General features: G+C 63.1%; 21 protein-coding genes. 5 read left to right on the top strand and 16 right to left on the bottom strand.

Annotated features, from left to right (window positions below; translation table 11 throughout):
• The first annotated feature begins 404 nt into the window (after nucleotides 1-404).
• Entirely contained in the window at nucleotides 405-1,175 is a 771-nt protein-coding gene (hutC, locus tag GGR90_RS14790) for a histidine utilization transcriptional repressor HutC (RefSeq protein WP_082395996.1), read from the top strand.
• A gap of 4 nt (nucleotides 1,176-1,179) precedes the next feature.
• On the opposite strand, the gene GGR90_RS14785 is transcribed toward hutC, so the two are convergent.
• The 7 genes from GGR90_RS14785 to GGR90_RS14755 all read right to left on the bottom strand — a co-directional run bounded on the left by GGR90_RS14785 (nucleotide 1,180) and on the right by GGR90_RS14755 (nucleotide 10,859).
• Nucleotides 1,180-1,914 carry a PepSY domain-containing protein gene (locus tag GGR90_RS14785; protein ID WP_054731748.1) on the bottom strand — a complete coding sequence of 245 codons (735 nt, stop codon included), beginning with the start codon at nucleotides 1,912-1,914 and terminating at the stop codon, nucleotides 1,180-1,182.
• Nucleotides 1,911-2,615, bottom strand: a complete 705-nt coding sequence (locus GGR90_RS14780) for a PepSY domain-containing protein (protein WP_054731749.1) — start codon at nucleotides 2,613-2,615, stop codon at nucleotides 1,911-1,913. The genes GGR90_RS14785 and GGR90_RS14780 overlap by 4 nt, the downstream gene beginning before the upstream one ends.
• 11 nt (nucleotides 2,616-2,626) lie before the next feature.
• Nucleotides 2,627-5,329: a TonB-dependent receptor domain-containing protein gene (locus GGR90_RS14775; RefSeq protein ID WP_054731750.1), complete on the bottom strand. Its 2,703-nt coding sequence runs from the start codon at nucleotides 5,327-5,329 to the stop codon at nucleotides 2,627-2,629.
• Between the two features lie 284 nt (nucleotides 5,330-5,613).
• Nucleotides 5,614-6,366, bottom strand: coding sequence for an amino acid ABC transporter ATP-binding protein (locus GGR90_RS14770; protein ID WP_054731751.1), 753 nt, complete (start codon nucleotides 6,364-6,366; stop codon nucleotides 5,614-5,616).
• On the bottom strand, nucleotides 6,363-7,610 hold the full coding sequence (gene metC / locus GGR90_RS14765) for a cystathionine beta-lyase (protein ID WP_054731752.1): 1,248 nt from the start codon (nucleotides 7,608-7,610) through the stop codon (nucleotides 6,363-6,365). Before metC ends, GGR90_RS14770 begins: the two co-directional genes overlap by 4 nt.
• Nucleotides 7,600-9,726 (bottom strand): ABC transporter permease subunit, encoded by a 2,127-nt coding sequence (locus tag GGR90_RS14760; RefSeq protein ID WP_342449948.1) that lies wholly within the window; start codon nucleotides 9,724-9,726, stop codon nucleotides 7,600-7,602. Before GGR90_RS14760 ends, metC begins: the two co-directional genes overlap by 11 nt.
• A 62-nt stretch (nucleotides 9,727-9,788) precedes the next feature.
• Entirely contained in the window at nucleotides 9,789-10,859 is a 1,071-nt protein-coding gene (locus tag GGR90_RS14755; protein ID WP_234715992.1) for an amino acid ABC transporter substrate-binding protein, read from the bottom strand.
• A 55-nt stretch (nucleotides 10,860-10,914) separates the two neighbouring features.
• Here GGR90_RS14755 and GGR90_RS14750 point away from each other — a divergent pair, with 55 nt between their 5' ends.
• A complete protein-coding gene (locus GGR90_RS14750; RefSeq protein ID WP_054731755.1) occupies nucleotides 10,915-11,820 on the top strand; it encodes a LysR substrate-binding domain-containing protein in 906 nt (301 codons plus the stop codon).
• Between the two features lie 36 nt (nucleotides 11,821-11,856).
• On the opposite strand, the gene GGR90_RS14745 is transcribed toward GGR90_RS14750, so the two are convergent.
• From GGR90_RS14745 to GGR90_RS14705, 9 genes are all read right to left on the bottom strand, one after another.
• Nucleotides 11,857-14,328: a TonB-dependent receptor plug domain-containing protein gene (locus GGR90_RS14745; protein WP_054731756.1), complete on the bottom strand. Its 2,472-nt coding sequence runs from the start codon at nucleotides 14,326-14,328 to the stop codon at nucleotides 11,857-11,859.
• 343 nt (nucleotides 14,329-14,671) lie between these two features.
• On the bottom strand, nucleotides 14,672-15,004 hold the full coding sequence (locus tag GGR90_RS14740) for a hypothetical protein (protein WP_209023786.1): 333 nt from the start codon (nucleotides 15,002-15,004) through the stop codon (nucleotides 14,672-14,674).
• A 28-nt stretch (nucleotides 15,005-15,032) separates the two neighbouring features.
• Nucleotides 15,033-15,545, bottom strand: coding sequence for a DUF411 domain-containing protein (locus GGR90_RS14735; RefSeq protein WP_245198716.1), 513 nt, complete (start codon nucleotides 15,543-15,545; stop codon nucleotides 15,033-15,035).
• Between the two features lie 13 nt (nucleotides 15,546-15,558).
• Complete coding sequence (locus tag GGR90_RS14730; RefSeq protein ID WP_234716201.1) at nucleotides 15,559-15,948, bottom strand: DUF305 domain-containing protein; 390 nt, start codon at nucleotides 15,946-15,948, stop codon at nucleotides 15,559-15,561.
• 92 nt (nucleotides 15,949-16,040) lie between these two features.
• Nucleotides 16,041-17,270 carry a copper resistance protein B gene (locus tag GGR90_RS14725; protein WP_167922186.1) on the bottom strand — a complete coding sequence of 410 codons (1,230 nt, stop codon included), beginning with the start codon at nucleotides 17,268-17,270 and terminating at the stop codon, nucleotides 16,041-16,043.
• Nucleotides 17,267-19,102, bottom strand: a complete 1,836-nt coding sequence (locus GGR90_RS14720) for a copper resistance system multicopper oxidase (RefSeq protein ID WP_381448614.1) — start codon at nucleotides 19,100-19,102, stop codon at nucleotides 17,267-17,269. Before GGR90_RS14720 ends, GGR90_RS14725 begins: the two co-directional genes overlap by 4 nt.
• Before the next feature lie 119 nt (nucleotides 19,103-19,221).
• The gene (locus tag GGR90_RS14715; RefSeq protein WP_054731761.1) at nucleotides 19,222-19,806 is read right to left on the bottom strand and encodes an RNA polymerase sigma factor; all 585 of its coding nucleotides are present in this window, start codon (nucleotides 19,804-19,806) and stop codon (nucleotides 19,222-19,224) included.
• On the bottom strand, nucleotides 19,803-20,240 hold the full coding sequence (locus GGR90_RS14710; protein ID WP_054731762.1) for a periplasmic heavy metal sensor: 438 nt from the start codon (nucleotides 20,238-20,240) through the stop codon (nucleotides 19,803-19,805). The genes GGR90_RS14715 and GGR90_RS14710 overlap by 4 nt, the downstream gene beginning before the upstream one ends.
• 2 nt (nucleotides 20,241-20,242) lie before the next feature.
• A complete protein-coding gene (locus tag GGR90_RS14705; RefSeq protein WP_156344056.1) occupies nucleotides 20,243-20,488 on the bottom strand; it encodes a hypothetical protein in 246 nt (81 codons plus the stop codon).
• 164 nt (nucleotides 20,489-20,652) lie between these two features.
• Between GGR90_RS14705 and copC the strand changes: the two genes are divergently transcribed.
• Genes copC through GGR90_RS14690 form a run of 3 tightly spaced genes read left to right on the top strand, consistent with a single transcriptional unit; the run spans nucleotide 20,653 to nucleotide 22,731 of the window.
• Nucleotides 20,653-21,036, top strand: coding sequence for a copper homeostasis periplasmic binding protein CopC (gene copC, locus GGR90_RS14700; protein WP_054734089.1), 384 nt, complete (start codon nucleotides 20,653-20,655; stop codon nucleotides 21,034-21,036).
• A gap of 4 nt (nucleotides 21,037-21,040) precedes the next feature.
• Nucleotides 21,041-22,009: a copper homeostasis membrane protein CopD gene (gene copD, locus GGR90_RS14695; RefSeq protein WP_054731764.1), complete on the top strand. Its 969-nt coding sequence runs from the start codon at nucleotides 21,041-21,043 to the stop codon at nucleotides 22,007-22,009.
• On the top strand, nucleotides 22,006-22,731 hold the full coding sequence (locus GGR90_RS14690; protein WP_234715993.1) for a helix-turn-helix domain-containing protein: 726 nt from the start codon (nucleotides 22,006-22,008) through the stop codon (nucleotides 22,729-22,731). The genes copD and GGR90_RS14690 overlap by 4 nt, the downstream gene beginning before the upstream one ends.
• Nucleotides 22,732-22,820: the final 89 nt, after the last annotated feature.

Here is a 22,820-nt window from a genome sequence, read left to right as displayed (position 1 = left end):
GACACTCTCTCGGCCCTTGACTCGCCACCCGGCACCCGGCTCCTCTCCCTCTCGGCTGGGCTTGCCCAGCCGCTTCTGGGAGCGCGCAACATTTCTCACCACAAAGCGATTAAGCAGGTCGGACTGACGCTGAATGACCACTCAGACTAGTGGATGATGCCCCGTCTGCCTATACTACCGGGCTTCATCAGTGCCCGGCTGTTCCGCATCGGTCGAAACCGTCGCTGCCCCCAACCGACGTCGTGCCAAGCACCAAATTTTTCTCCCGGCATGCACGGTGGATACCTAAGGTCTCGAAAACCGAAGCTTCGTGAGGAGAATCGCTCGGCAATGCGGTTCGACGTTTTCAACGAAATATGTCGGAGCGCTTGGAATTTAAGCAGTTTCACCTGTATAGACGGGTGATGGATCTCATCCCCGGAATGACCTCGAACAACGCCAAACGGTCCACCCATGGCGCTTCCCCGGATACGCCTCCGCGCTATGCCGCGATCAAGCAGAGCATCTATGATGCGATTCGCGATGGCCGCCTCAAGCCAGGTGACCGGGTGCCGTCGGAAGCGGAACTGGTCGGGCAATTCGATGTTTCACGCATGACGGCGAACCGGGCCCTTCGCGAACTGCAATCCGCCGGTATCATTGTGCGCCGCGCCGGCAGCGGCTCGTTCATCGCCGAACCCAAACCAATCGGGCACATGATCGAGATCCGGAACATCGCCGAGGAAATTCGCGGACGCGGTCATGACTACCGGGCCCGGGTCATCCAGAATCTCGAGGAAAAGGCCGGCGCCGAGACTGCCGCACTGCTAGAGGTTCCGGTAGGCACGAAAATCTTCCACTCGGTCATCGTCCATCACGAGGCCGAGTTTCCGATCCAGCTCGAGGAGCGGTTCGTGCTTGCGTCCGCCGCGCCCGATTACGGCACGCTCGATTTCACGCAGCTGACGCCCAACGAATATTTGACGCGCACTGCGCCGCTCGAGCGGGTCGAGCACCGCGTCCGCGCGGAAATGCCCGACGCGCGCACGCGCGGCATGCTTGGTCTCAACGAGGGGGAACCTGTTCTGCGCATGACGCGGCGGACCTGGAGTAACGGTCGGCTGGTATCGCACGCCTGGCTCTCCCATCCCGGCACGCGCTTCGAGCTTTCCGCAGCTTTTTCGGTCGACGACTGACGGGTCAGACCGTGCTGCGGGTAACGATGGGCTTGCGCCGACGGCGCAGCCAGCGAAAATCGGCGCGGCTGAAGCTTTTAAAGAGTAGATAGAAACCAGTCCCCGAAAGCCACAGCGCGCCGAAAGCGACGAAGATGATCAGCGGGTGGTTAAAGCTCTTCCGGTTCACATAATCCATATTGTGGAGCATCCAGAAGAAATCCCACGTCCGCCACGTGTCGCCGCGCATGACGAGAAAGCGCGCGTTGTCGAGCGCGACATAGGCGCTGCTATTATCGGCGTCGGCAAAGTCGACGCGCCACATCGCACCTTCATGGTCGCGTGATTCGAGATTCGGCTTCGCAATCACGCTCACCTTTCGGATTGGTGCCTCGTTCATCATCGATGCGACTTCGCGGGCCATCCCCTCATCGACACGAATATTCTCGCCGCTCGTAGCGTCGACCAGCCGCACGCCCTTGGTGGTGCGGAGCTCGTAGATCGGTCGGACGCCAAGATCGCGCAAAACCAGCCCGGTGACGGGCTCACCGCGCGGCAAGGCGGCGACGTCAAAATACTCGCCGGCCGGCAAGGGATGCGCGTGGCTCATTCCGCCGCCGTGGCCGCCGACCTTGTCTTTGTCGAGCAGCGCCATCACCGAGCCGCTCAAAGCCCAGAGCAGGAACTGGAGCCCGAGGATCAGACCGACCCATTTGTGGATGCGCCGAAAGAAGAGCGGCGTGAAACGGATTTTCTTCATGCCTTCTTCCTTTTGCGGCGCTGGAACGACCAGATCAGCAACCAAGCTCCGGTGAGCGCCATGGCGAAGGCGCTCCAGGTCGCGACGCGAAGCAGCGGATTGTTGACGTCGGTGCGCTCGTCATAGTCCATGATGTGGAGCATCCAGGCGAAGTCGAAGACGCGCCAGAGTGCGTGGCGCCGCGAGATCAACTCGCCCGTCTGCGGCGACAGATAGAGCATCGGGCGGTTCCAGCCCTCGAACTCGACCTGCCAATAGGGCGGCTTGCGCGACTGCATTTCCTGTGGCGCTTCGGTCAACAGCCGCACCGACACGATCTTGCCGTCGCCGGTGTAGATGCGCCGCGCCTGCTCGCGGACCTGGGACTCGGTAAGCGCAGGCAGCGGCGCACCCGAGCGGGCATCGAACAGCCGCGCCCCTTCGGGAGTTTCAGCGCGCCAGACGGGGCGATCGAAGAAACGCTGCAAGCGAACCTCGGACGCACCCGGTGCGGCCGCAACGATCCGCGACGGCGGCGCGAGGCCCGCGAGGTCGAAGGGCTGAACCATCGGCGCGCGCACGAGATGGTCGCCATGGATGGTGTCGATGTGCACGACCACCATGTAGAAGCCCGTCAGCGTCCAGAGCAGCGCCTGGACGCCGACCACCAGGGCCAGCCATTTATGCGTTCGCCGGACGAGCAGCGGCCAACGGATCGCCATATCGATTACCCTCAGAACGCGGTGCGGAAGCCGACGTAGAAACGCCGTCCGAGCAGGTCATAGGTCATCGTGTCGGTGTTCGCATCGGTGAAGCTCTGGATATAGGGCGCCTTGCGATCGAAAAGATTGTCGACGCCGACCTGGAAGCGGGTCTTCTCGTCGATTTCGAAAGCGACCTGAAGATTGTGGTAGAAGACATTGGGCGTGCTGTAGCCGATTTCGCCGGGCGCCGCATTGAAGTCGGTCGCCTTGCCGATCCACTGGGTCGACCAGGTCGCGCTGACACCATCCTTTTCGGCGGTCAGCACGCCATAGCCGCGCCACTTCGGATAACCGCCATTGCCGCCGCCGATAAAGCCGTCGAAGTCGATCGGCGCGCCGCCCGGGAAGGGCAGGACGACATATTTGTTGAGATAGGTCACGTTGACGTCAAGCGAGACGTTCATGCTGCCGATGTCATTGTTGTAAACGAGACCCAGATCGAGGCCGTTCATTTCCTCGCGGCCCGTATTGATCGGTTGCGCGGAGAGGAAGGTGACTTCGCCGGTCAGCGGGCTGCGCGTAAAATCTTCGCAGAAGGGATGCGACAGATTCTGGCTCGCATAACAGATGCCGAGCTTGGTCGACCCGGGAATAGCACGGATCGCATCCTTGATCTTGATGTCGAACCAGTCGGCAGTGAGCGAGAGTCCCGGAACCAGTCCCTTCGGTGAAATCACCGTCCCGACCGTCCAAGTCGTCGAGCTTTCGGGTTTCAGATTCTCGTTGCCGCCGACCGTCGTCAGGATCGTTGTACCAAGCTGAACATAATTGGCCGGCACGCCCGACGCCTGACAATTGGCGATCAGCGTCGCGTTTCCGCTTGTCGCATAGCGCGAGCAGGGGTCGGTGGTCGTCAGATTGCCCTCGGAGACGCCGCCGAACAATTCGGGGACGTTCGGAATGCGAAAGCCGGTGCCGTAGGTGCCGCGCAGACGGAAGCTGTCGTTGATGACCCAGTCGACGCTCCCCTTGTAGTTCCAGTCGCTGCCGAACAGGTCGTAGTTCGAGTAGCGAACCGCGCCATCGAGAGTAAGCGACTGGAAGAAGGGTGTGTCGGCCAGAACGGGCACCGACAGTTCGAGATAGGCTTCCTTCGCCGTGCTCGTTCCGGAGATCGGATCCTGCTGGTTCGTGTTCGCGATACCAAGCACCGTCAGCGGGTCCGGATCGCGCCAACCCTTTTCCTTACGATAGACGACACCGGCCGCGAAGGAGACGGGTCCCGCGGGCAGCTTGAAGAGATCGCCGTTGATATCGGCCGTCACCGTCGCGAGCTCATTGCCACCGCGGTCGCGCGACGTGAACAGGATATAGTCGAGCACTTCGGGGGTCAGGTCGCCGAAACCCAGATAGTCGGCGCAGGGGATCGAAGCCCCCGCCGCGAGGCTGCACTTGGTCGTATCGAGGGAATTCGCCACTCGCTCAAGATTGGCGATGTTGGTGGAGCCGTCGACCGCGGTGTTGCGGCCGAACGCGCCGGCGATTTCCCATCCCCAATTGTTCGAGAGCTTGCCGCGGAGGCCGAAAGTGCCCTGCCAGGTGTCGGTTTCCTGGAAGAATTGGCGCGGGCCGGGCTCGGCGAGGCGGCGCTGGACGAGGACGATATTCTGCCCCGTCGGATTGGTGGGATTGCTCGCCGCGATCGAGAGGTTACGAAGCGTTCCGGGCGTCGCGATCTGGTTCGACTTGCGGAAGGTGTAAAGGAATTCGCCGAACGCCTCGATATTGTCGGTCAAATCATAGTCGGCGAAGAAGGCCGTGCTGACGCGCTCGACGGGACTAACCGCGTTGAGGAACGGGTTCGAGTTGAAATTGTGCTTCGCCGCGCTGTACGGCTCGAAGAAATTGCCGTTGCCGCCCAGCACCTGATTGAAGTTGATCTGCTGGCCGTTCGGCAGCACCGCGCGGCCGCCGATCGTCGAGGCGCTGTTGACGCAGCTCAGCATGCCGGGCGTGGTTTCCGCCAGCGAGCAGGGCGCGCGGCTCGCCATGTTGACCGCCTTGGTCTTCTGATAGGTGACGGCCGCCATGAAGCCGCCGCGATCATTGCGGACGCCCCAGAGGAGGTCGGCGGTAAAGTCCGACCCGTCGCCCTTTTCGGTGATGCCCTGACGCACGCTGAGGCCAAGACCTTCATAGTCGGTGCGGGTCACGAGGTTGACGACGCCCGCCATCGCGTCGGCACCGTAGATTGCCGAGGCGCCGTCCTTGAGCACATCGGTGCGTGCGAGCGCCGCGACGGGAATCATGTTGAGGTCGGGCGAGGAGTTCGCCCCGGTGCCGCCCGCGACGAGGCGGCGGCCGTTGAGCAGGACGAGGGTGCGCTTGATGCCGAGACCGCGCAGGTTCACCTGCGCCGTGCCATATCCATTGTTCGCCCAATAGGCCGAAGTCTGGTTGCCCGCGAAGCCGGCGTTGGCGGGCAAGCGCTGCAGCACCGTCTCGATATTGACGACACCGGTATTTTCGATCTGCTCGGCCGACACGACCGTTGCCGGACCAACCCCCGCCAGATCCTGCCGGCGGATGCGCGAGCCGGTTACGACGATGTCCGAGCCGTTCGGGGCATCCTCGGCGGCGGGCGGCTGCGCCGGAGCGTCGCTCTGCGCAAAAGCCGGCGTCGCAAAGGTAGCGACCACTGCGGCGCTGGCGAGCAAAAATGTCTTGGTCATAGCGAAACCCCCTGATGGTTGGCTGATTCCCCTCAGAGAGCATCAAATGTATATACAGGTCAATAGGAATTTCTTGAATTATCTCAATTAGTTATACAAGAAAATGGGGGCGCAAGACACGCATTAAATACGCATGCCAAAGCGTTACCCCTCATCGATTTTGAAATTTTTTTCCAGGCCTGAGCCTTTTCGCGCAAGGAGCCACCTGCCCCTTCCTTCACCTTACTTATGAAATGACAGGATAAGTAGGCCGGCGCAACGCGGTGCGGCTGGCACGGGGCCGCCTAATGCGACAGTATCTGTTCCAGGAACGTCCGCGCACGTTCACTTTTCGGAGCGGCAAAAAAATCGACAGGCTTTGCATCCTCGATGATCTGCCCCTGGTCCATGAACAATATTCGGTCGGCCGCCTCGCGCGCGAATCCCATCTCGTGCGTCACGCACACCATCGTCCGCCCCTCGCCAGCAAGGGCGGTCATGACGTCGAGCACTTCCTTGATCATCTCGGGATCGAGCGCCGATGTCGGCTCGTCGAAGAGAAGAATCCGGGGTTCCATCGCCAGCGCGCGCGCGATGGCTGCCCGCTGCTGCTGCCCGCCCGAAAGCTGCCCCGGATATTTGTTCGCCTGATCCGCAATCCTCACTTTTTCGAGATAGGACATAGCCCGCGCCTCGGCCTCCGGAAGGGCGACGCCGCCGACAAGGACGGGCGCGAGGGTACAATTTTCGAGCACCGTCTTGTGCGGAAACAGATTGAACTGCTGAAAGACCATGCCGACCGAGCGAAGCGCCGCGGCGGCGTCGCGCGAGGCGTCCGTCACCTTGGTGCCCTCGATCAGGACCGCGCCGGAATCGGGCACTTCGAGCATGTTCATGCAGCGGATGAGCGTCGACTTGCCCGAGCCTGAAGGTCCGCAAACGACAACCCGCTCGCGCGGCGCAACTTCGAGGTCGATTGTGCGGAGCGCGTGATAGGGGCCGTAATATTTCTCGACTTGCCGAAGGCTGACAGCCGCTGGAGACGAAGCATCCGTCATGATGTCTTCCGTCCGCCGCGCATGGCCCGCACCCGCCCGAAGGCCGCATCGAGGTCGACGATCAAATCCTGCGGCGCCTCGAGCCCCGCGTGAATGCGGATCAGCGCGCCGTCGGCCTCGCCGTTGGGAAAATCGCGTATCGGCGCGGGCCATGCCGGGACCGCGAGGCTTTCGAAGCCGCCCCAGCTGGAGCCGAGCTGGAAAAGCGAGAAATTGTCGAAAAAGCTGCTTGTTTCAGCTGGAGTCAGGCGATCGAGCTGGACGCCGAACAATCCGGACGCACCGGTGAAATCTCTCTTCCAGATCGCATGACCCGGATCGGCGGGGTGGGCCGGATAGCGGACTGCGACCACCTCGGGCTGCTCGAGAAACCAGTCGATCAGCGTCATCGCGGTGCGCTGATGACGCTCAAGGCGCGTGTCGAGAGTTCGAATTCCCCGGTGGACCAGATAGCAATTGTCGGGGCTCGCGCAATTCCCCCAACGCGCCGCAGCGTCCTTGAGCTGGCGGTAGATGGTCTCGCTTGCGGCCGTCATCGTTCCGAGCAGGCAATCGGAGTGTCCCGAGAGATATTTGGTCGCCGACGCGACCGAGACATCGACGCCATGAGCGAGGGGCTTGAAGAAAAGCGGCGTCGCCCAGGTGTTGTCGATGGCGGTCACAATTCCCCGGCTGCGCGCAACCGCCGTTATCGCGGGCACGTCGATCATATCGAACGTCTGCGAGCCCGGGGTCTCCATATAGATGAGCCGGGTATTGCTACGGCACAGCGCGGCGATGTCCGAGCCGATATCGGGCCGGAAATATTCCACCTCGACTCCGAAGCGCGCGAGCACATCGGTCAGGAATTTGCGGGTCGGCCCATAGACGCAGTCCGCGACGAGCAGATGGTCATCCCCGCCGACGAATGCCGTGAGGGCAAGCGCGATCGCGCTCGTTCCCGACGAGGTGATGACCGTCGCGTAGCCGGCCTCGAGTTCGCTCACGGCCTCGGCGAGCGCGAAAGTCGTGCGCGTTCCGTAAAGGCCGTAGATGACCTCGTCATAGAGACCTTGGTGCCGGTCCATATAGGCTTCGACGCTATCGTAGATGATGGTCGACGCCCGATCGACGGGCGGATTGATGAGGCCACGCTGATCGCGCGGTCGGGGACCGGCATGAACGGCACGGGTCGGATCCTGCCAGGCGCGCCCGTTCGGGTTCGTCGGCCCGGCGGGCCATTCTCGGTCGTGATTATCCTGCATGGTATAATTTCCGTTCGATCTTCATGCTGAGCCGGGACAGCGAGAAACAGAGGAGGAAGAAGATTGCCCCGGTGAAAAGATAGGCTTCGGCGAAATAGGGCCGCCATTGCGCCTCGACGTAGGAAAGGCGCGTCGTCTGCAACAAGTCGAAGACGCCGACGATGAGGACAAGCGTCGTGTTCTTCACTTCGCTGATCGAGGTGTTGACCAGACCCGGCACGCTCACTTTCAGCGCCTGCGGCAACTGAATGTGGCGCCGCGCCTGCCACTTGGCGAGACCCAGGGCCTGCGCGGCCTCGGCCTGCCCGCCGGGAACCGCCAGCAAGCCGCCCCGGATGACCTCCGCCATATAGGCAGCGGTGAAGAGGATGAGCGCGAGCTGGACGCGCGGCAGGCTATCGATCGAGAGGTAGGAGGGCACGAACAGCGGGAACAGGACCGCAGCGAGAAAGAGCACGCCGATGAGGGGCGTTCCACGAACCAGCTCGATGAACGCGACGCTCGGCCAGCGAATGCCGCGCCGCGCCGACCTGCGGCCGAATGCGAGAAGGATGGCGAGAGGGAAAGCGCCGACCACTGCGATGCTCGCGAGCAGCAATGTGACCGGCAGGCCGCTCCACTTCTCCATCGGCACATAAGCGAGGCCCGCGACCCCACCGCGCAGCAGGAGCATGGCGATCGCGATCGCGCCGAGCCAGGCAAGACCGAGGCGGCTGCTCCAGAATCGCGGGACGAAGGAGAGCGCGAGGCAGGAAAGCAGTATGGCCGCCGCCGCCGCAGAGCGCCACTGCTCGGCTTCGGGATAGGTTCCGAACAATATGAGCCGCGCATTTTCGCGGAGGAAAGGCCAGCAAGCGCCGCTGGCCAAGCGGCACTCGGCCGCGCCCCCGGAATAGGTCGCGTCGATCAACAGCCAGGACAGGCCCTTGCCGGCAGCCAGCGCGGCGAGGGCGAGGATTAAGACCGTCAGGATCGATTGGCGCCCTCCCCTAAACAGGTTGCGCCGGATCCACGACGGCCAGGCGGCGATCGAGCGCAGCGGAAACGGTTCGAGGGTCGCCGTCTGGATGCTCCGGCCGGGCTGTCCGGTAACGCTCCACCCCATCCGGCGCGCGTAGAGGCCGGTGACGAGTGACAAGGACAGCGAAAGCAGGAGGAAGGTCAGAACGATCAGGCCGACGCCCTCGATCGCCTGGCCCGTCTGGCTGATGACGGTGTCGACGACCGAAACAAACTCGGGATATCCGATCGCCACGCCCAATGAGCTGTTCTTGATCGTGTTGAGATGCCAGCTCGTCATCGGCGGTATCGCGATGCGCAGCGCTTGCGGAACCACGATCCGTCCCATCGCCTGAGCCGGCGACAGCCCGAGCGCCTTCGCGGCTTCGCGCTGCCCCGCGGGAACCGCGAGGATCGCGCCGCGGAATATCTCGGCCAGATAGGCCGAGGCATAGACGGAAAGGCCGGCGACCAGCGTCAGAAATTCGGTGGAGAGCGAGAGGCCGCCTATGGTTCCGAAACGCCCCGCCCGCGGCAGATCGATCGCGCCCCACAGCAAAAACGGAAGGATGACAATGCCGGTCAGGGCTAGCGCGGTCCCGGCTCCAACATATTTGCGCCGATAGGCAACAAACAGAAAAGCGCAAGCCGCAAGCGCGATCAGCAATAGCGGCGTTACTGGATCGGCGAGCGTGAGCGCCGGGAGGTGCAGTCCGCGGTTGTCGAGATCGACCGCACCGACATCACCCTGGCCGGGAGCAGGGAGACCGAACAACAATGCGGCGTACCAGACAAACATCTGGAGCAGCAGCGGGATGTTGCGAACCAGCTCGATATAGAGGCCGGAGAGCCGAGCAAGCAGCCAGTTCGTCGACAGGCGCGCCATACAAACTGCAAGGCCGAGCAAGGTCGAGAAGATAATACCGAGCGCCGATATCAGAAGCGTGTTGAGAAGACCCACCGCCAGCGCCGCGGCATAGGAATCGCCCGGCGCGTAGGCGATCAGCGTTTCACCGATCGCGAAGCCCGCCCGGTCGAACAGGAAACCGAACCCCGTCCGGATGTTTCGGTCCGCAAGATTGTCAGCCAATGTCGCAAACAGGCCGTAGGCGGCCACAACTCCGCCCGCCAAAAGCAGCCAGGGCAACGCAGCGATTACAAGGCGCCTCTGCGTATGGGTCATCGCATCGGCAACGGGTAGATCAGCCCGCCGTCCCGATAGAGCTTATTTTGCCCGCGCTCGACGCCGAGCGGCGTAATGTGCCGGTCGAAGATTTCGCCATAATTGCCCGTCGCTTCGATCGCCCGATACGCCCAGTCATCGTCGAGTCCGAGCGACTTGCCGAATCCGGGCAGGCCGCCGAGCATCTTGCGCACTTCGGGGTCACGCGAGGTCACGCGCATGCGCGCTGCATTCGCGCGGGTGACCCCCATTTCCTCGGCAGCAAAGAGCGCGTTCAGCACCCATTTGTTGATCTCATACCATTGCTCGTCGTCGCTGCGCACGACGGGGCCTACCGGCTCCTTGGTGAGTCGTTCGGGCAGCACAACATAATCGTCCGGATGCGTGGTATCGGCGAGACGGATCACCGTCAGCGTGAAGGCATCTGTGGTCATCGCGTCGCACCGCCCGGCAAAGAAGGCGAGCTTGGCTTCCTCGGGATTCTCGAACACGACCGACTGGAAGCGCAGCCCCTTGCGCTCGAAATATTCGGCGGTGTTGAGTTCAGAGGTCGTTCCCTTGGTGATGCAGATCGACGCGCCGTCAAGATCTGCGGGCAGCCGCACGCCCGACCGACGCGGCACCAGAAAACTCTGCCCGTCGTAATACATGGTGCCGACGAAATTCACCCCGAGGTCGGTATCGCGCGTCAGCGTCCATGTCGTCGTCCGCGACAGGACGTCGGCCTCGCCCGTCTGCACGATCGTGAAGCGCTTGTTCGAGGCGACCGGCATGAACCGGACCTTGCGGGCATCGCCGAGGACCGCGGCGGCGAGCGCCCGGCAATAATCGACGAAGAACCCCTGCCAGCGCCCGCGCTTGTCGAGATAGGACATACCGAGCTGCCCCGTATGAATGGCGCAATTGAGCGTTCCGCGCGCGCGAATCCGCGCGAGCGTAGATCCCTTCGCCGCGGCAATCTCATATCCGCCAGTGCCGGCCGGCTCGCGGTCGCAGCCGCCAAGAAGCAGGGCGCCGGCGGCGAGCAGCGCCGGAAGCCAGCGGCGCGGTGCGTGCGACCTATTCATAATCGAGACTTTCGATGCTAGCGCCATAAGAAATAGCTATAGGGAGCGATGTCCAATGAACCTGCGTCACCTCGAAGCCTTCAGAGCCGTAATGCTCTCCGGATCGGTCACCCAGGCCGCGCAGTCGCTCAACCTGTCGCAACCCGCGGTGAGCAAGATGCTTGCCGAGCTCGAGCATCAGCTGGGCTTTCAGCTCTTCCTGCGCTCGCGCGGCAGCGCGCTCACCGTGACGCCCGAAGCCGACGCCTTTTTCTACGAAGTCGAGCGAAGTTTCTCGGGTATTGCGGCCCTGAAGCGGGTAGCGGAAGACATTCGCAACATGGCGACCGGTACGCTCCGGATCGCCGCCCTCCCGGCGCTCGCGGTCAGTTTCCTGCCGCGCGTGATCGCGGACTTTCGCGAGACACATCCCGGCGTCACCGTTCAGCTCCAGACCCGCAGCTCCTCGACGGTGCGGCAATGGATGGCGAACCAGCAGTTCGACATCGGGCTCGCAACGCCGGCGCGCGAACTGCCCGGCATAAGGATGGAGCGCTTCCTGCGCTGCCCTGGCGCCTGCGTTCTCCCTGCCGGTCACCGACTCGCGGCCAAGGACGTCATCAGGCCGGCCGATCTCGAAGGTGAGCCCTTCATTTCGCTCGCGCTCGAGGACGGCGTGCGTCACCGCATCGACCGCATTTTCGAAGACGCGGGCGTCCACCGCGAGATGGTCATCGAAACCCAATATGCGATGACCATCTGCGCGCTTGTCATGCAGGGGGTCGGATGTTCGATTCTCAACCCCGTGACCGCAGCGGATTATGCCGAGCGGGGCCTTACGGTCCGTGATTTCGCGCCGGAGGTCTATTTCGAATATATGCTCTTCACGCCGAAGTTGAGGCCGATGTCCCAAGTCGCTGCGGCCTTTATCGCGGTGCTCGAATCCCACCGCGACGCGATGTTCGGCTCCGACGCCAGCTGAAGACACAGGTCGCCGCACGGGCCTCACGGCCACCGATCAGAAGGAGGCGGTCGCGCGGACGTACCAGAAGCCCCCGTTGAACCCGGTCGGCGCGAAGCGGAGATATCGAATCCCGTTGTTGATCTGGGATTGCCGCGCCTCGACGTCAGGATAATTGTCGAAGATATTCTCGCCGCCGACCGCAAGCTTGAGCATGTCGCTGACCTTGTAGGACAGCTCGAGATCGACTAATAGTTCGGCACCGCCCGTCTGGTCGGCAGCCGGCGCCGCGCCATAGTCGGTCCATTTGTCGTAATAATTTGCACGTGCGACGAAGCCGAAGCGCTCACCCGCGTAGGTGAAGGACGCATTGCCCTTCCACTTCGGAACGAAGCCCTCAAGCTCGAGCAGACGCTCGCGGTCCGCAGTGATCACCGGCGAGGCCTTGATGACATCGGTTTTGGTATAATTGCCGTTGAGACCGAGCGTGGCCTTGCCGCCGCCGAGGTCGAAGCCCACGGTGAGCACCGCATCGACGCCCTGGGTACGGCTGTCGAAGGAGTTGGTGAAGAAGCTCACCTGCTGGAAGGAGTCCCCGCCGGGAATACCGAGCGCCGCGAGCTGCGCGCGCTGCGCCGGGGTGAGATTGAAATTGCCCGATACGGCGATCCGGTCTTCGACCTTGATGTTGAAATAGTCGAGCGTGAAGGTGATGCGATTGGAGGGCTTCACGACGAGGCCGCCCGCGAAGTTGAACGAATTCTCGGGCCGAAGCGGCGTCGCGCCAAAGAATTGCGCCACCGGATTGTTGGGCGCAATAATGCCCGCGGTCAGCGGCGCCCCGGTTATCGAGTCGATGTTGGTCTGGACCTGCGAGGCGTTCGACTGGCCAGGCGTCGGCGCACGAAAGCCGGTGTTGACCGATGCGCGCACCGCGAAGACGTCCGAGAAATCATATCGCCCATTGACCTTCCAGGTGAATTTCGAGCCGAAGTCCGAATAATTCTCGTAGCGGCCGGCAAGGCCGAACTGGAGCGAGTCGGTGAGATTGCCTTCAAGCGACGTATAGGCGGCCCAGTTGCTGCGCGCGAACTCACCCGCCTGGATGGGACTGAAGCCCGGGAAGCCGTTCGAGCCGACCGGCAGTCCGACGCGGTTCCCGGTATCGGGATCGATAACCGACGCGAAAGGCCCAACCTGCCATGACGCGATGTCGCCGGCTGTGATCTCATATGTCTCGCGCCGATACTCGAGACCGCCGGCAAGCGTCAGCGGATCGGAGGTGCCGATCGCAATGGGGTAAGTGAGATCGAGATTGAAAGCGAGTTCGCGCTGCTCGAGCTGTCCCGGCTTGAAGGACGTTGGCGACGCGAGGCCAAGCGACGGATTGACCGTATTGTCGATCCGGTAGGAAGCATGGTTCTGACCATAGGAAGCGCTGACGTCATAGGTCAGGCCCGAGGAGAATTCGCCCTTGAGGCCGGCCGCAAGCGCGGCGTCGGTCACCGTCGCGCCGAAATCCGGGGTAAAGCCGCCGGGAAAGAGCTGGCGGAAGCTGAACCGCTGTCCTCCGGGCGTATTGGTGAGCGGAATCGAGGTGGAAATGAAGCTGGCATTGGGATTGCGGTAGAAGAAGGCCGTCGTGCCGCGGCTCCAGCTGTAGTTGCCGAAGGTGTAGAATTCCATCTCCTCCGACAGATCGATGCCCGCATTGACGAAAATGCGCGCCGCCTCGGATTCGGGATTTCCCCAGCGCTGCGCCGGGACCGGAACATCCTGAACGCCGGCATCGATGAGCGCCTGTGCGTCGGGACGCTGGATGCCGCGCGACGTCGTGCTGGCGTTCACATATTCGCCGCTGATGTTGACGAAACCGGCGTCGGTGAAGGGAAGCCCGACATTGCCCTGGACGAGAAAATCCTCACCATCGCCCTTGTAGAATTGGCCGTAGCGAGCGATCAGCAACCCGCCCTCGCGGTCGCGGCGCAGACCGAAATTAAGGACGCCGGCGATCGCATCCGATCCATAGAGCGCCGACGCGCCGTCGCGCAGAACCTCTAGCTGGCCGATCGCGATCGACGGGATCGCCGAAAGATCGGGTCCCTGCGATCCCCGGATATAGGGAACATTGGTGAACTGGACCGTCGCGCCGCGATGGCGCCGCTTGCCGTTCACGAGCACCAGCGTCTGGTCCGGCGGCAGGCCGCGCAGCGAGAAAGGTCGGGTGAAGACGGCGCCGTCGTTGCTGACGAGGCGCTGGACGTTGAGCGACGGGACCTCGGTGCGGAGGAGGTCGTTCATGTCGGCCGTGCCCTTTTCGAGCAGCTCGGCGCCGGTGATGATGTCGATCGGCTGAGCGGAATCGGCCGCCTTGAGATCGTTTCGCCGCGTGCCCGTCACGATGATTTCGCTCTGCGTCATTCCCGGCTTCGGCGCCTCTTCGGCGGTATCTTGTGCGAAAGCGGCGACGGCCGACGTGGCGACCAGAACGGCAATAATCGAGCCACTGGTGCGAAGCAATTTTCTCATGGTCCCCTCCCATTTACGAAAGCTCTCGGCTTCGCCACCGAGCTATCTTTGCGACCGTGGCATGACCAGAAATAATCACGACTCATCGCTACAAACGAGATGGTTATTCCGTATGGTTATATCCCTCGCTCCGTGCCGGACGGCGTCGCGCCGCGCCCAATCCGCGGCCTCGCCGTTCCATTCTTCCGGACGGGTTCCGGCGCAAACAGCATGATCTTCGGGTGCCGCCCGCCATGGCGACGAACAGGCGACCGGTCCCGCCGGTGATTTCCAGTCCCGGCGGGCGCTTCATGCCGGCTGTCCTTGGGCGGCCGGCCGACAAGCCTCATCGGCAAATGATCTCTTACTTTTTATCCATATCGTGCCCGGCGTGCGGATCGGGTTCGGGTTCTACGGGCTTCGGCGCTTCCTGCGCGGCCTTCGCTCGCGGCGGAACAGCAGGTTTTGCGGCAGGTTTGGAATTCTCCGCCGGCCTTGCTGCTTCTGTCGGTGCCGCTTCAGGGGCTGTTGGCGTCTTGTCGGCAGCCGGCGTGGTCTCGACCATTGCCGGGGCCTCACCGGCAGGGACTTCGCTTTGTTCCGGCGCCGTGTCGCTCTTCTGCGTAGGCTCGGCGCCGCATCCCGCCAGTGCGACCATCAGCGCTGCGGCGCTCGCGAGGGGAATATATCTCGTCATATCAATCTCCACTTGTCGTTCCGACAGCTCATGCGCGAAATTGCGCAACCTTGCCGTCGCCGGCGAACGCCATCACTTCGAAGGCGTCGGTGCTTCCATCCGGCATTTCCATGCCCGGAGATCCGCGCGGCATGCCAGGGACGGCGATCCCGCGAATGTCGCGCGGCTTGTCGCGAAGCAGCTTCGCGACATGTGGCATCGGCACATGACCTTCGATGGCATAGCCACCGACGATCGCGGTGTGACACGAAGCAAGCTCGTCGGGCACACCATATTGCGCCTTTACGGCAGGCATGTCGGAACGGTTCTCAACGGTCACCGTATAGCCCGCCGCGCGCGCAATATCCGCCCAGGCTTCACAGCATCCGCATTCGGGATCGCGATAGACGAGCATCTGCCGGATGTTCGCGGCATCGGCGCGGGGCTCGCGAGCCCCGCCGTCTTTGTCGCTGGTTGCCGCCGGTCCCGAGGAAGAATTGCATGCCGCAAGCCCCATCCCCGAGCCGACGGCAATCAGACCGAGAAGGTGACGGCGCGTCATCGGACTTTTCATGTCATTTCCTGGCAAGAATGGTTTTCATCTGTTCGATTTCGGCCGCCTGTCCCGCGATGATGCCACGGCAAAGCTGGCGTATTTCGGCATCCTTGAGGGACGCCTGTTCGCACATGAGGATCGCGCCCGAATGATGCGGGATCATCGAACGCAAGAAGGCCGTGTCGCCGATCGTCGTCTGCGTCCGGATGAGCGCGAAGCTCCCGAAGAAGGCGACTACCGATCCCAGCAGCAGGAGCGTGTTAAGGCGTTTCGACGGGAACATGCCCGGCATCGCGACGATCATCAGCACGACCATCGGCGAAACCATCATCAGCGTCATGTAGAGCATGTTGAGATTATTGTAGAAGCTCGAGAGGCGGTCGATCATGACGAACATCACCAGATACATGATGACGCCGCTGACGATTGTCTGCAGCCCGAGGCTGCGATAGGCTGGTTTCACGGCATTTCTCCTCGACGTGTCGCCACCCCGCGAAACTTCTAGAACCAGGCCCGCACCCCCATCACGAAATTAACTCCGCTCGCATCCTCGCCCGCCGCGCGGGCGAAACGCGCGGTATCGCCGACCTTGCGTGCCCATTCGACGCCCACATAAGGCGCGAATTCCTTCACGACCTCGTAACGCAGGCGAAGCCCGAGCTCGAGATCCGAAAGCCCCGAACCGACGCCGGTCTCGGGCACGTCCTGCAGCGCGAAATTGACCTCCGCCATCGGCTGGAGGATCAGCTTCTGCGTGATGCGCTGGTCGTAATAACCTTCGAGCCGGGCGAGCAAGTCACCCTTGTTCGAAAGAAACAGCGCGCCTTCGACTTCGAACCAATAGGGCGCGAGCCCCTCGAAACCGATCGTCGCATAAGTGCGATCGGGACCGGGTCCGAGGTCCTGCCTGATACCCGCCTGCGCGTTGAAATAGGGTCCGATCGCCCGGCTGTAGAGCGCCTGTACCTCCGCGCCTTCGATGCCTTCACCGAACACGCCCTCGCCTTCGCTCTTGATCGTCAGCCGGTTGATGTCGCCGCCGTACCAAGCCTCACCGTCCCAGCGGAACCCGTCGCGGCCCTTGCGCGCCTGATATTCGGCAAGATTGAAGCTGATGAAAGCGATGGTCTGCGCGCCATTCTCTTTCATCATATCGTGGCGCGAATGCTCCATTTCGGCTTTGGGGTAGATGCGATCGGCATACCAGTCGCCAGGAGGCGCGGGTGCGGCGGCATCGCCTGGCGGCAAGTCGGTGCCGCTGGCGCCGCTCGTCGTCGCCATAGCTTCCATTCCGGCCATGGGATCCGGAGACCCGCCCTTCGGGGCGCAATGGCCCATTTTGGCATGTTCCGGCGGACAATCGGGATCGGACGGCGGCGGTGCGCCATGATCCATCGCACCCATGTCAGAAGCGCTCTTGTCAGAAGCCTTCGCCTCCGGCGTACAATGACCCATCGCGGCATGTTCGGGTAGGCAGCTTGAAGCTTCGGGCTCCATGTCCATGCCCTGCATGCTTCCATGGTTCATCTGCTCCATCGACCCTTCGGCCGGCGCTTCGGGCGCGGGCTGCGCTACCGGCGCGGGCGCTGGCGTTGGCGTTGGCGTTGGCGAGGGAGCGGGTGTCGGCGCGGGCACCGCACCATGCATCGAATGATCCATCGACTGCGCCGCGGCGGGCACAGCAAAGGTCAGCGGGGCGATACCCGCGAGGAGAAGCGCGATCCGGCTCATTCGCCGTCTCCCTTCGGACGGACGCTGACGACGCGCATCATCCCCGCGTGCATGTGATAGAGAAGGTGGCAATGGAACGCCCAGTCGCCGAGCGCGTCGGCGGTGAAATCGAAGCTCGCGACCCCGCCCGGCTGGACGAGCACCGTATGCTTGCGCGGCGAGCGATCGCCCTTGCCCGTAACCAGCTCGAAAAAATGGCCGTGGAGGTGGATCGGGTGGCTCATCATCGAATCGTTGATGAGGTTCACACGCACCCGCTCGCCCTCGATGAAGGGGATGGGTTCGTGATGGTCGGACATCTTCACGCCGTCGAACGACCACATGAAGCGTTCCATGTTGCCTGTCAGATGGATGTCGAGAGAGCGCGAGGCAGCGCGCACGTCAGGGTTGCGCTCGAGCGCCACCAGATCGTGGTACGTCAGCACCTTGTGCCCGACGTCTTCAAGTCCCTGCCCTGGCTCGCCCATGCGATCCATCGGCATCGGCGAGATCGTCTGGACGCTCGGGTCGCGCTTGACCTGCGGCGCGACACTGAAGTCGCGCATGCTGTGCTGCATGCCTCCGCCCGATCCATGATCCATGCCCGCCATCGCGCCGCTTTCTCCCGCTGGCGTGCAATGGCCCATCTTGGCATGTTCAGGGGGACAGGAAGGATCGCTCGCCGGCATGGGCATGGCGCCCATATCGCCACCCGAATGGTCCATACCCGCCATCGAGCCGCCCGACATGTCGCCCATGCCCATGTCCTTCATCGTCGCGAGTGGCCGCTCGCGGAGCGGCGGCACCTCGGCGACCATGCCGGCGCGCGGCGCGAGCGTCGCGCGTCCCATGCCCGAGCGGTCATTGGCCTCGGCAACGAGCGTATAAGCACGGTCCTCGACCGGGGTCACGATGACGTCGTAGGTCTCGGCAACCGCGATCTGGAACTCGTCGATCTCGGTCGGCACGACATTGAGCCCGTCAGCCTGGACGACGGTCATCCTGAGGCCCGGGATGCGGACGTTGAAGATCGTCATCGCCGACGCATTGACGATACGCAGGCGCACCCGCTCGCCCGGGCTGAAGAGCGCGGTCCAGTTGTCGCGCGGGCCGTGGCCGTTGACGAGGAAAGTGTAGGTCGAACCATTGACGTCAGCGACGTCGGTCGGGTCCATCCGCATGGCACCCCACTCGATCCGTTCCTTCAGCGACTGGTCCTTGCCAGCAAGGAGACCGCTCAGCGTCTGGCGCTGCATGTTGAAATGGCCGGGATTGACTTTGAGCTTGCGGAAGATCGCCTCGGGCGAAATCTGGCTGTGGTCGGAGAGTACAACGACATGCTCGCGATCATAGCCGATCGGGTCGGCGCCCGCGGGATCGATGACGATCGGGCCATAGTGGCCGAGTTGCTCCTGCAATCCCGAATGGCTGTGATACCAATAGGTCCCCGACTGAACGACCGGGAATTCATAGACAAAGGTCGAGCGCGGCTTGATGCCCGGGAAGCTGACGCCGGGCACGCCGTCCATCTGGAACGGCAGGATCAGGCCGTGCCAGTGGATCGAGCTTTCCTCGTCGAGATCGTTGACGACGGTCAGGCGCGCTGTCTGGCCTTCCTTCAGCCGGACGAGCGGCGCGGGCACGGTGCCGTTGATCCCGATTGCGCGGCTGACCTTGCCATCAATGCGCATCGTCTGGCGCGCGATGCGCAGCGTGATGTCGTTACCGGATACAGTCGGGAGGGGCGCGGTAATGCCGGACGACACCGGCTGGGCCCAGGCCGGGAACCATGCGGCCATCGCCGCAGCCGCCCCTCCGCCCAAAGCTCCACTGACGAACCGACGCCTTTCCATCTGCATATTCTTTCCGACCGTTACTGACTGTTCCTAAAGCTATACGCAGGCGGCACGGCTGCCCCTCAACAAAAATGCCGGACGATGAGGAGATGCCGCCTGAACGAGCGGTCGAACCGTCAACCCTCCGTACTCGCGGATGTTCCCGCGAGTAATTCCCGGAGCCTGGTCCGCGCTCGGTAGAGGCGAGTTTCGACCGTCTTCTCGCTGACGCGCAAAATGACCGCGGTTTCGGCCTGACTGACCTCGTCGACACCGCGCAGGAGCAAGACTTCGCGCAAATTCTGCGGCAGTTGATCGATCGCCCCGCGAACCTTGGCGAGCTCTCGCCTGTCGGTCGCCGCGGAATCGGGCGCAGGACCATCGCTTGCTACGTGATGCGCATTTTCGAGCGGGAGCGCGCGGGAGAAAAAGGCCCGCACCTTTCGCCGTCGTGCCCAGTCGCGACATTTGTTGAGCGCGATACGGGCGATCCATGTGCGGAAGGGACGATCGCCATCATAGCGATCGAGCGCCGAAAAACCGGAGACGAACGTCTCCTGCGTCAAATCCATCGCCTCGTCGGCATCGCCGATCTGCTTTACGATGAGCCGGTAGACACCCGTTTTATAACGGCGCAGCAACTCGCGATAGGCGTCCTCGCGGTGCGCGCGCGCAAACCCCGCCAGATCCTGGTCGCTACATTGCGATAGGTCGGCGCTCACCGCGCATCGGCGGTCAGCGCCTTGACCACGCTCTTGTCGAACATCTCCGCTTGATCGGGGTTGAGAACCCCGCGCATCGCGAAGAGATGCTGGAGCGTTTCCTTCTGCAATGTCCCCATCACCTCATGCGTCTCGTCGATCGCCTCGGTGACGCGCGGTCCATAGCCATGCTCGGCTTCGATCGCCTGCGCGAGCCGAACGTTGGCGGCGCGCATCTCGAGTTCAAGCGCCTGGCGGCGACCGGCGAAGTCGGCTTCGATCCGCTCGAGTTTCGTTTCCTGCTCCGGGGTCAGGTCAAGTTGACCGTGAAGAAGCGCATGAAGTTCGGTTTCGCTGGCTCTGGGCGCATCAGCCACCAGACGGCCGACGAACACGCCGGCAATCGCCGCGGCGAAAGCAATGAGCCCCACGAGAAGAAGACGGCGCGACGGCATCGTTACTGCACGCCCAGCAAGGTGGAAGGCGCCAATGCGCTAGGCGGACCGAACGGGGTAAGGGGACTTGCCGCGACCGCCGGCTGGGAAATCGCGCTCCCCGCAAAAAAACCGCCGCCAAGCGAGACAAAGGCCGCGAGCGCCATCAGGCGGCGCGTCGCTACCGCTTCGCGCCGGCGGATCGCCAATGCACCCATGATGCGATCGTCGAGCGCGTCGAGCGCTGCGGGCAGATCGATCCTGTTCAAAATGCGAAGCTCCTCATCCATCGATCGTCTCTTCAAACCTTTCCATCATTGTACATACGCGCCGAAGCGCTTCACCCCTCATACCGGAATATTATACCGGAATATTTGAGGGCCATGCCGATATCCTGCGTATTAGCAGGACAGACACGCATTTGGAGGTGTTCATGTTCAAGTCTCTTCTCCCCTCTGCAGCGGCGGCTTTCGCACTGCTTATCACGCCGGTCGCAGCGAGCGCTCACACCAAGCTCGTCAGCTCGACGCCGGCCGCCAATTCGACCGTTTCGAAGGTCACGTCGGTCAATCTGCAGTTCAACGAAAAGATCGTCGCCTCGACCCTCAAGACCGAGCTGGTCATGACCGGCATGCCCGACATGGCCAATCATGCACCGATGAAGGTGCCCTACTCGTCGATGATGGGCAAAGAGGGCAAGTCGGCGATGCTGATGCTCAAGCGGCCGCTGACGCCCGGAACCTACAAGGTCAAATGGTCGGCGGCCGGCGCCGATACCCATCGCATGGGTAGCGAATTCAGCTTCACCGTTAAGTAAAGCGGTGGGGGACCCCGTCCTGATCGGCATCAGGTTCGCACTTTATGCGGACCTGATGCTCATCGCTGGCCTTGCTGCGTTCCCGCTCTATGCGCTGACACGAAGCGAACGCCTTGCGCCGCAGTCGATGATGGCCTCGATCTGGCGCGCAGAGCGATGGCTCTGCGCCGCCGGACTGCTACTCTCCATCTTGGGGATGGGCGTGCTCGCGGCTTCGATGCAGGGTGTGGGGCTCCTCTCCCTGGAACTCCAGCCTTTCTGGGACCTTGTGCGCGAGACCGACGTCGGCACAGCTTGGGTCTACCGGAGCGCAGCGCTGCTGCTCGCGCTGGCAGTCGCGATCTGGATGGTCCGCTGGCCGACAACTTCGGCCGCCGTGCTCGCGGCCGCAGGCTCGGTGGCCGTCGCGAGTCTGGTCTGGTCCGGCCACGCCGGCGCGACCGAAGGCGCCGCAGGCACCGTGCACCGGATCAGCGACATCTTGCACCTAATCGCAGCCGCGGTCTGGATCGGCGCGATCGGCGCCTTCCTGATCCTGATCTCACCACGTCGCGTCCGCGAATGGCCGGGCGGACTCCAAATTGGGGCGCGAAGCCTCGATCAATTTTCGCGCGTCGGCACGATCTGCGTCCTCGTTATTGCCGCCACCGGTCTCATCAATAGCCAGATGATCGTCGGCGCCGAGAATCTCGGCCGGTCTCTCGGGTCACCTTATGGACAATTGCTCCTTGCCAAGCTCGCGCTGTTTGGACTGATGCTTGCGCTCGCGGCCGCCAATCGTTGGCGACTGACGCCTGCGCTCGCGGCGGCCGCCGCAGGCGACGATGCAGAAAGCGTCGATTCCGATCCAGATGCAGCGCTCGCGGCTATGCGCAGGAGCCTGATCATCGAAGCATCGGCCGCGCTCGCCATACTCGCGCTGGTTGCCTGGTTCGGGACGCTCGAGCCGTTCGTCGTCGCCGATCCGGTTTGACGCCCAACACCGCCTCCTGGTCGGGTTCGATCATGCTCGGGACCGGCTGGGCATTGATCGATGCGCGCATCGGGATCAGCCGTCCCCATAGCCATGTGGCGCATCAGATCAGCCTCGCCGTCGAACGCGACCTCAAAATTTCCGGCGACGTCGACATGATAGTCCCTGCCGGGCAAGGCGTCGCCATAGCGTCGCATGTCCGGCACCGCTTGGGGCCGCCGGGCGCCCTCGTGCGGTCATTCTATCTCGATCCGCTTTTTCGTGCCGATGCGCGCCTGTCCGTTGGATCGGTGCCTGTCCTGTTGACGCCGGCGGAGTTGGCCGGCCTCGATGGGATCGCAAGCGGCGCGGACGCGAAGCGCTGGGCGTCCGACTATCTCGACCGGTCGCAGGCGCGTCCGGTGGATGCACGCCTGTCCGAGGCGCTCGCGGCCCCTGATGATTTGTCGAGTGCCCGCGCCTTGGCCGACGTTGCCTGCCTCTCACCCTCGCGCCTGCGCGAAATCGTCAGCCGCGACTTCGGCGTGCCTCCGGCCAAATTGCTGCAATGGCTCCAGCTTCAACGCGCAGTGCGGGCGCTGGTCGGCGGCGGAGGTCTCGCCGACGCCGCGGCGGCAGGAGGCTTTGCCGATCAGTCGCACTTCACGCGCCGCTGCGCCCAATGGCTCGGAGTGACGCCTTCGGCTGGCCTCAGCGCCTTCGCGTTCGAAATCGTGCCCTGAGCCGGATGCGCCTCGCACCGCGTCGCCCCGGCGAAACATTCAAGACCGCCGCGCCTGTTTGCCCTTAAGCGTCTCGTCGAGACCGGCGA

The sequence above is a fragment of the Sphingopyxis italica genome (assembly GCF_011926545.1).
In the GTDB taxonomy this organism is placed as follows: Bacteria; Pseudomonadota; Alphaproteobacteria; order Sphingomonadales; family Sphingomonadaceae; genus Sphingopyxis; species Sphingopyxis italica.
This window is presented reverse-complemented; position numbering and strand designations above follow the sequence as displayed.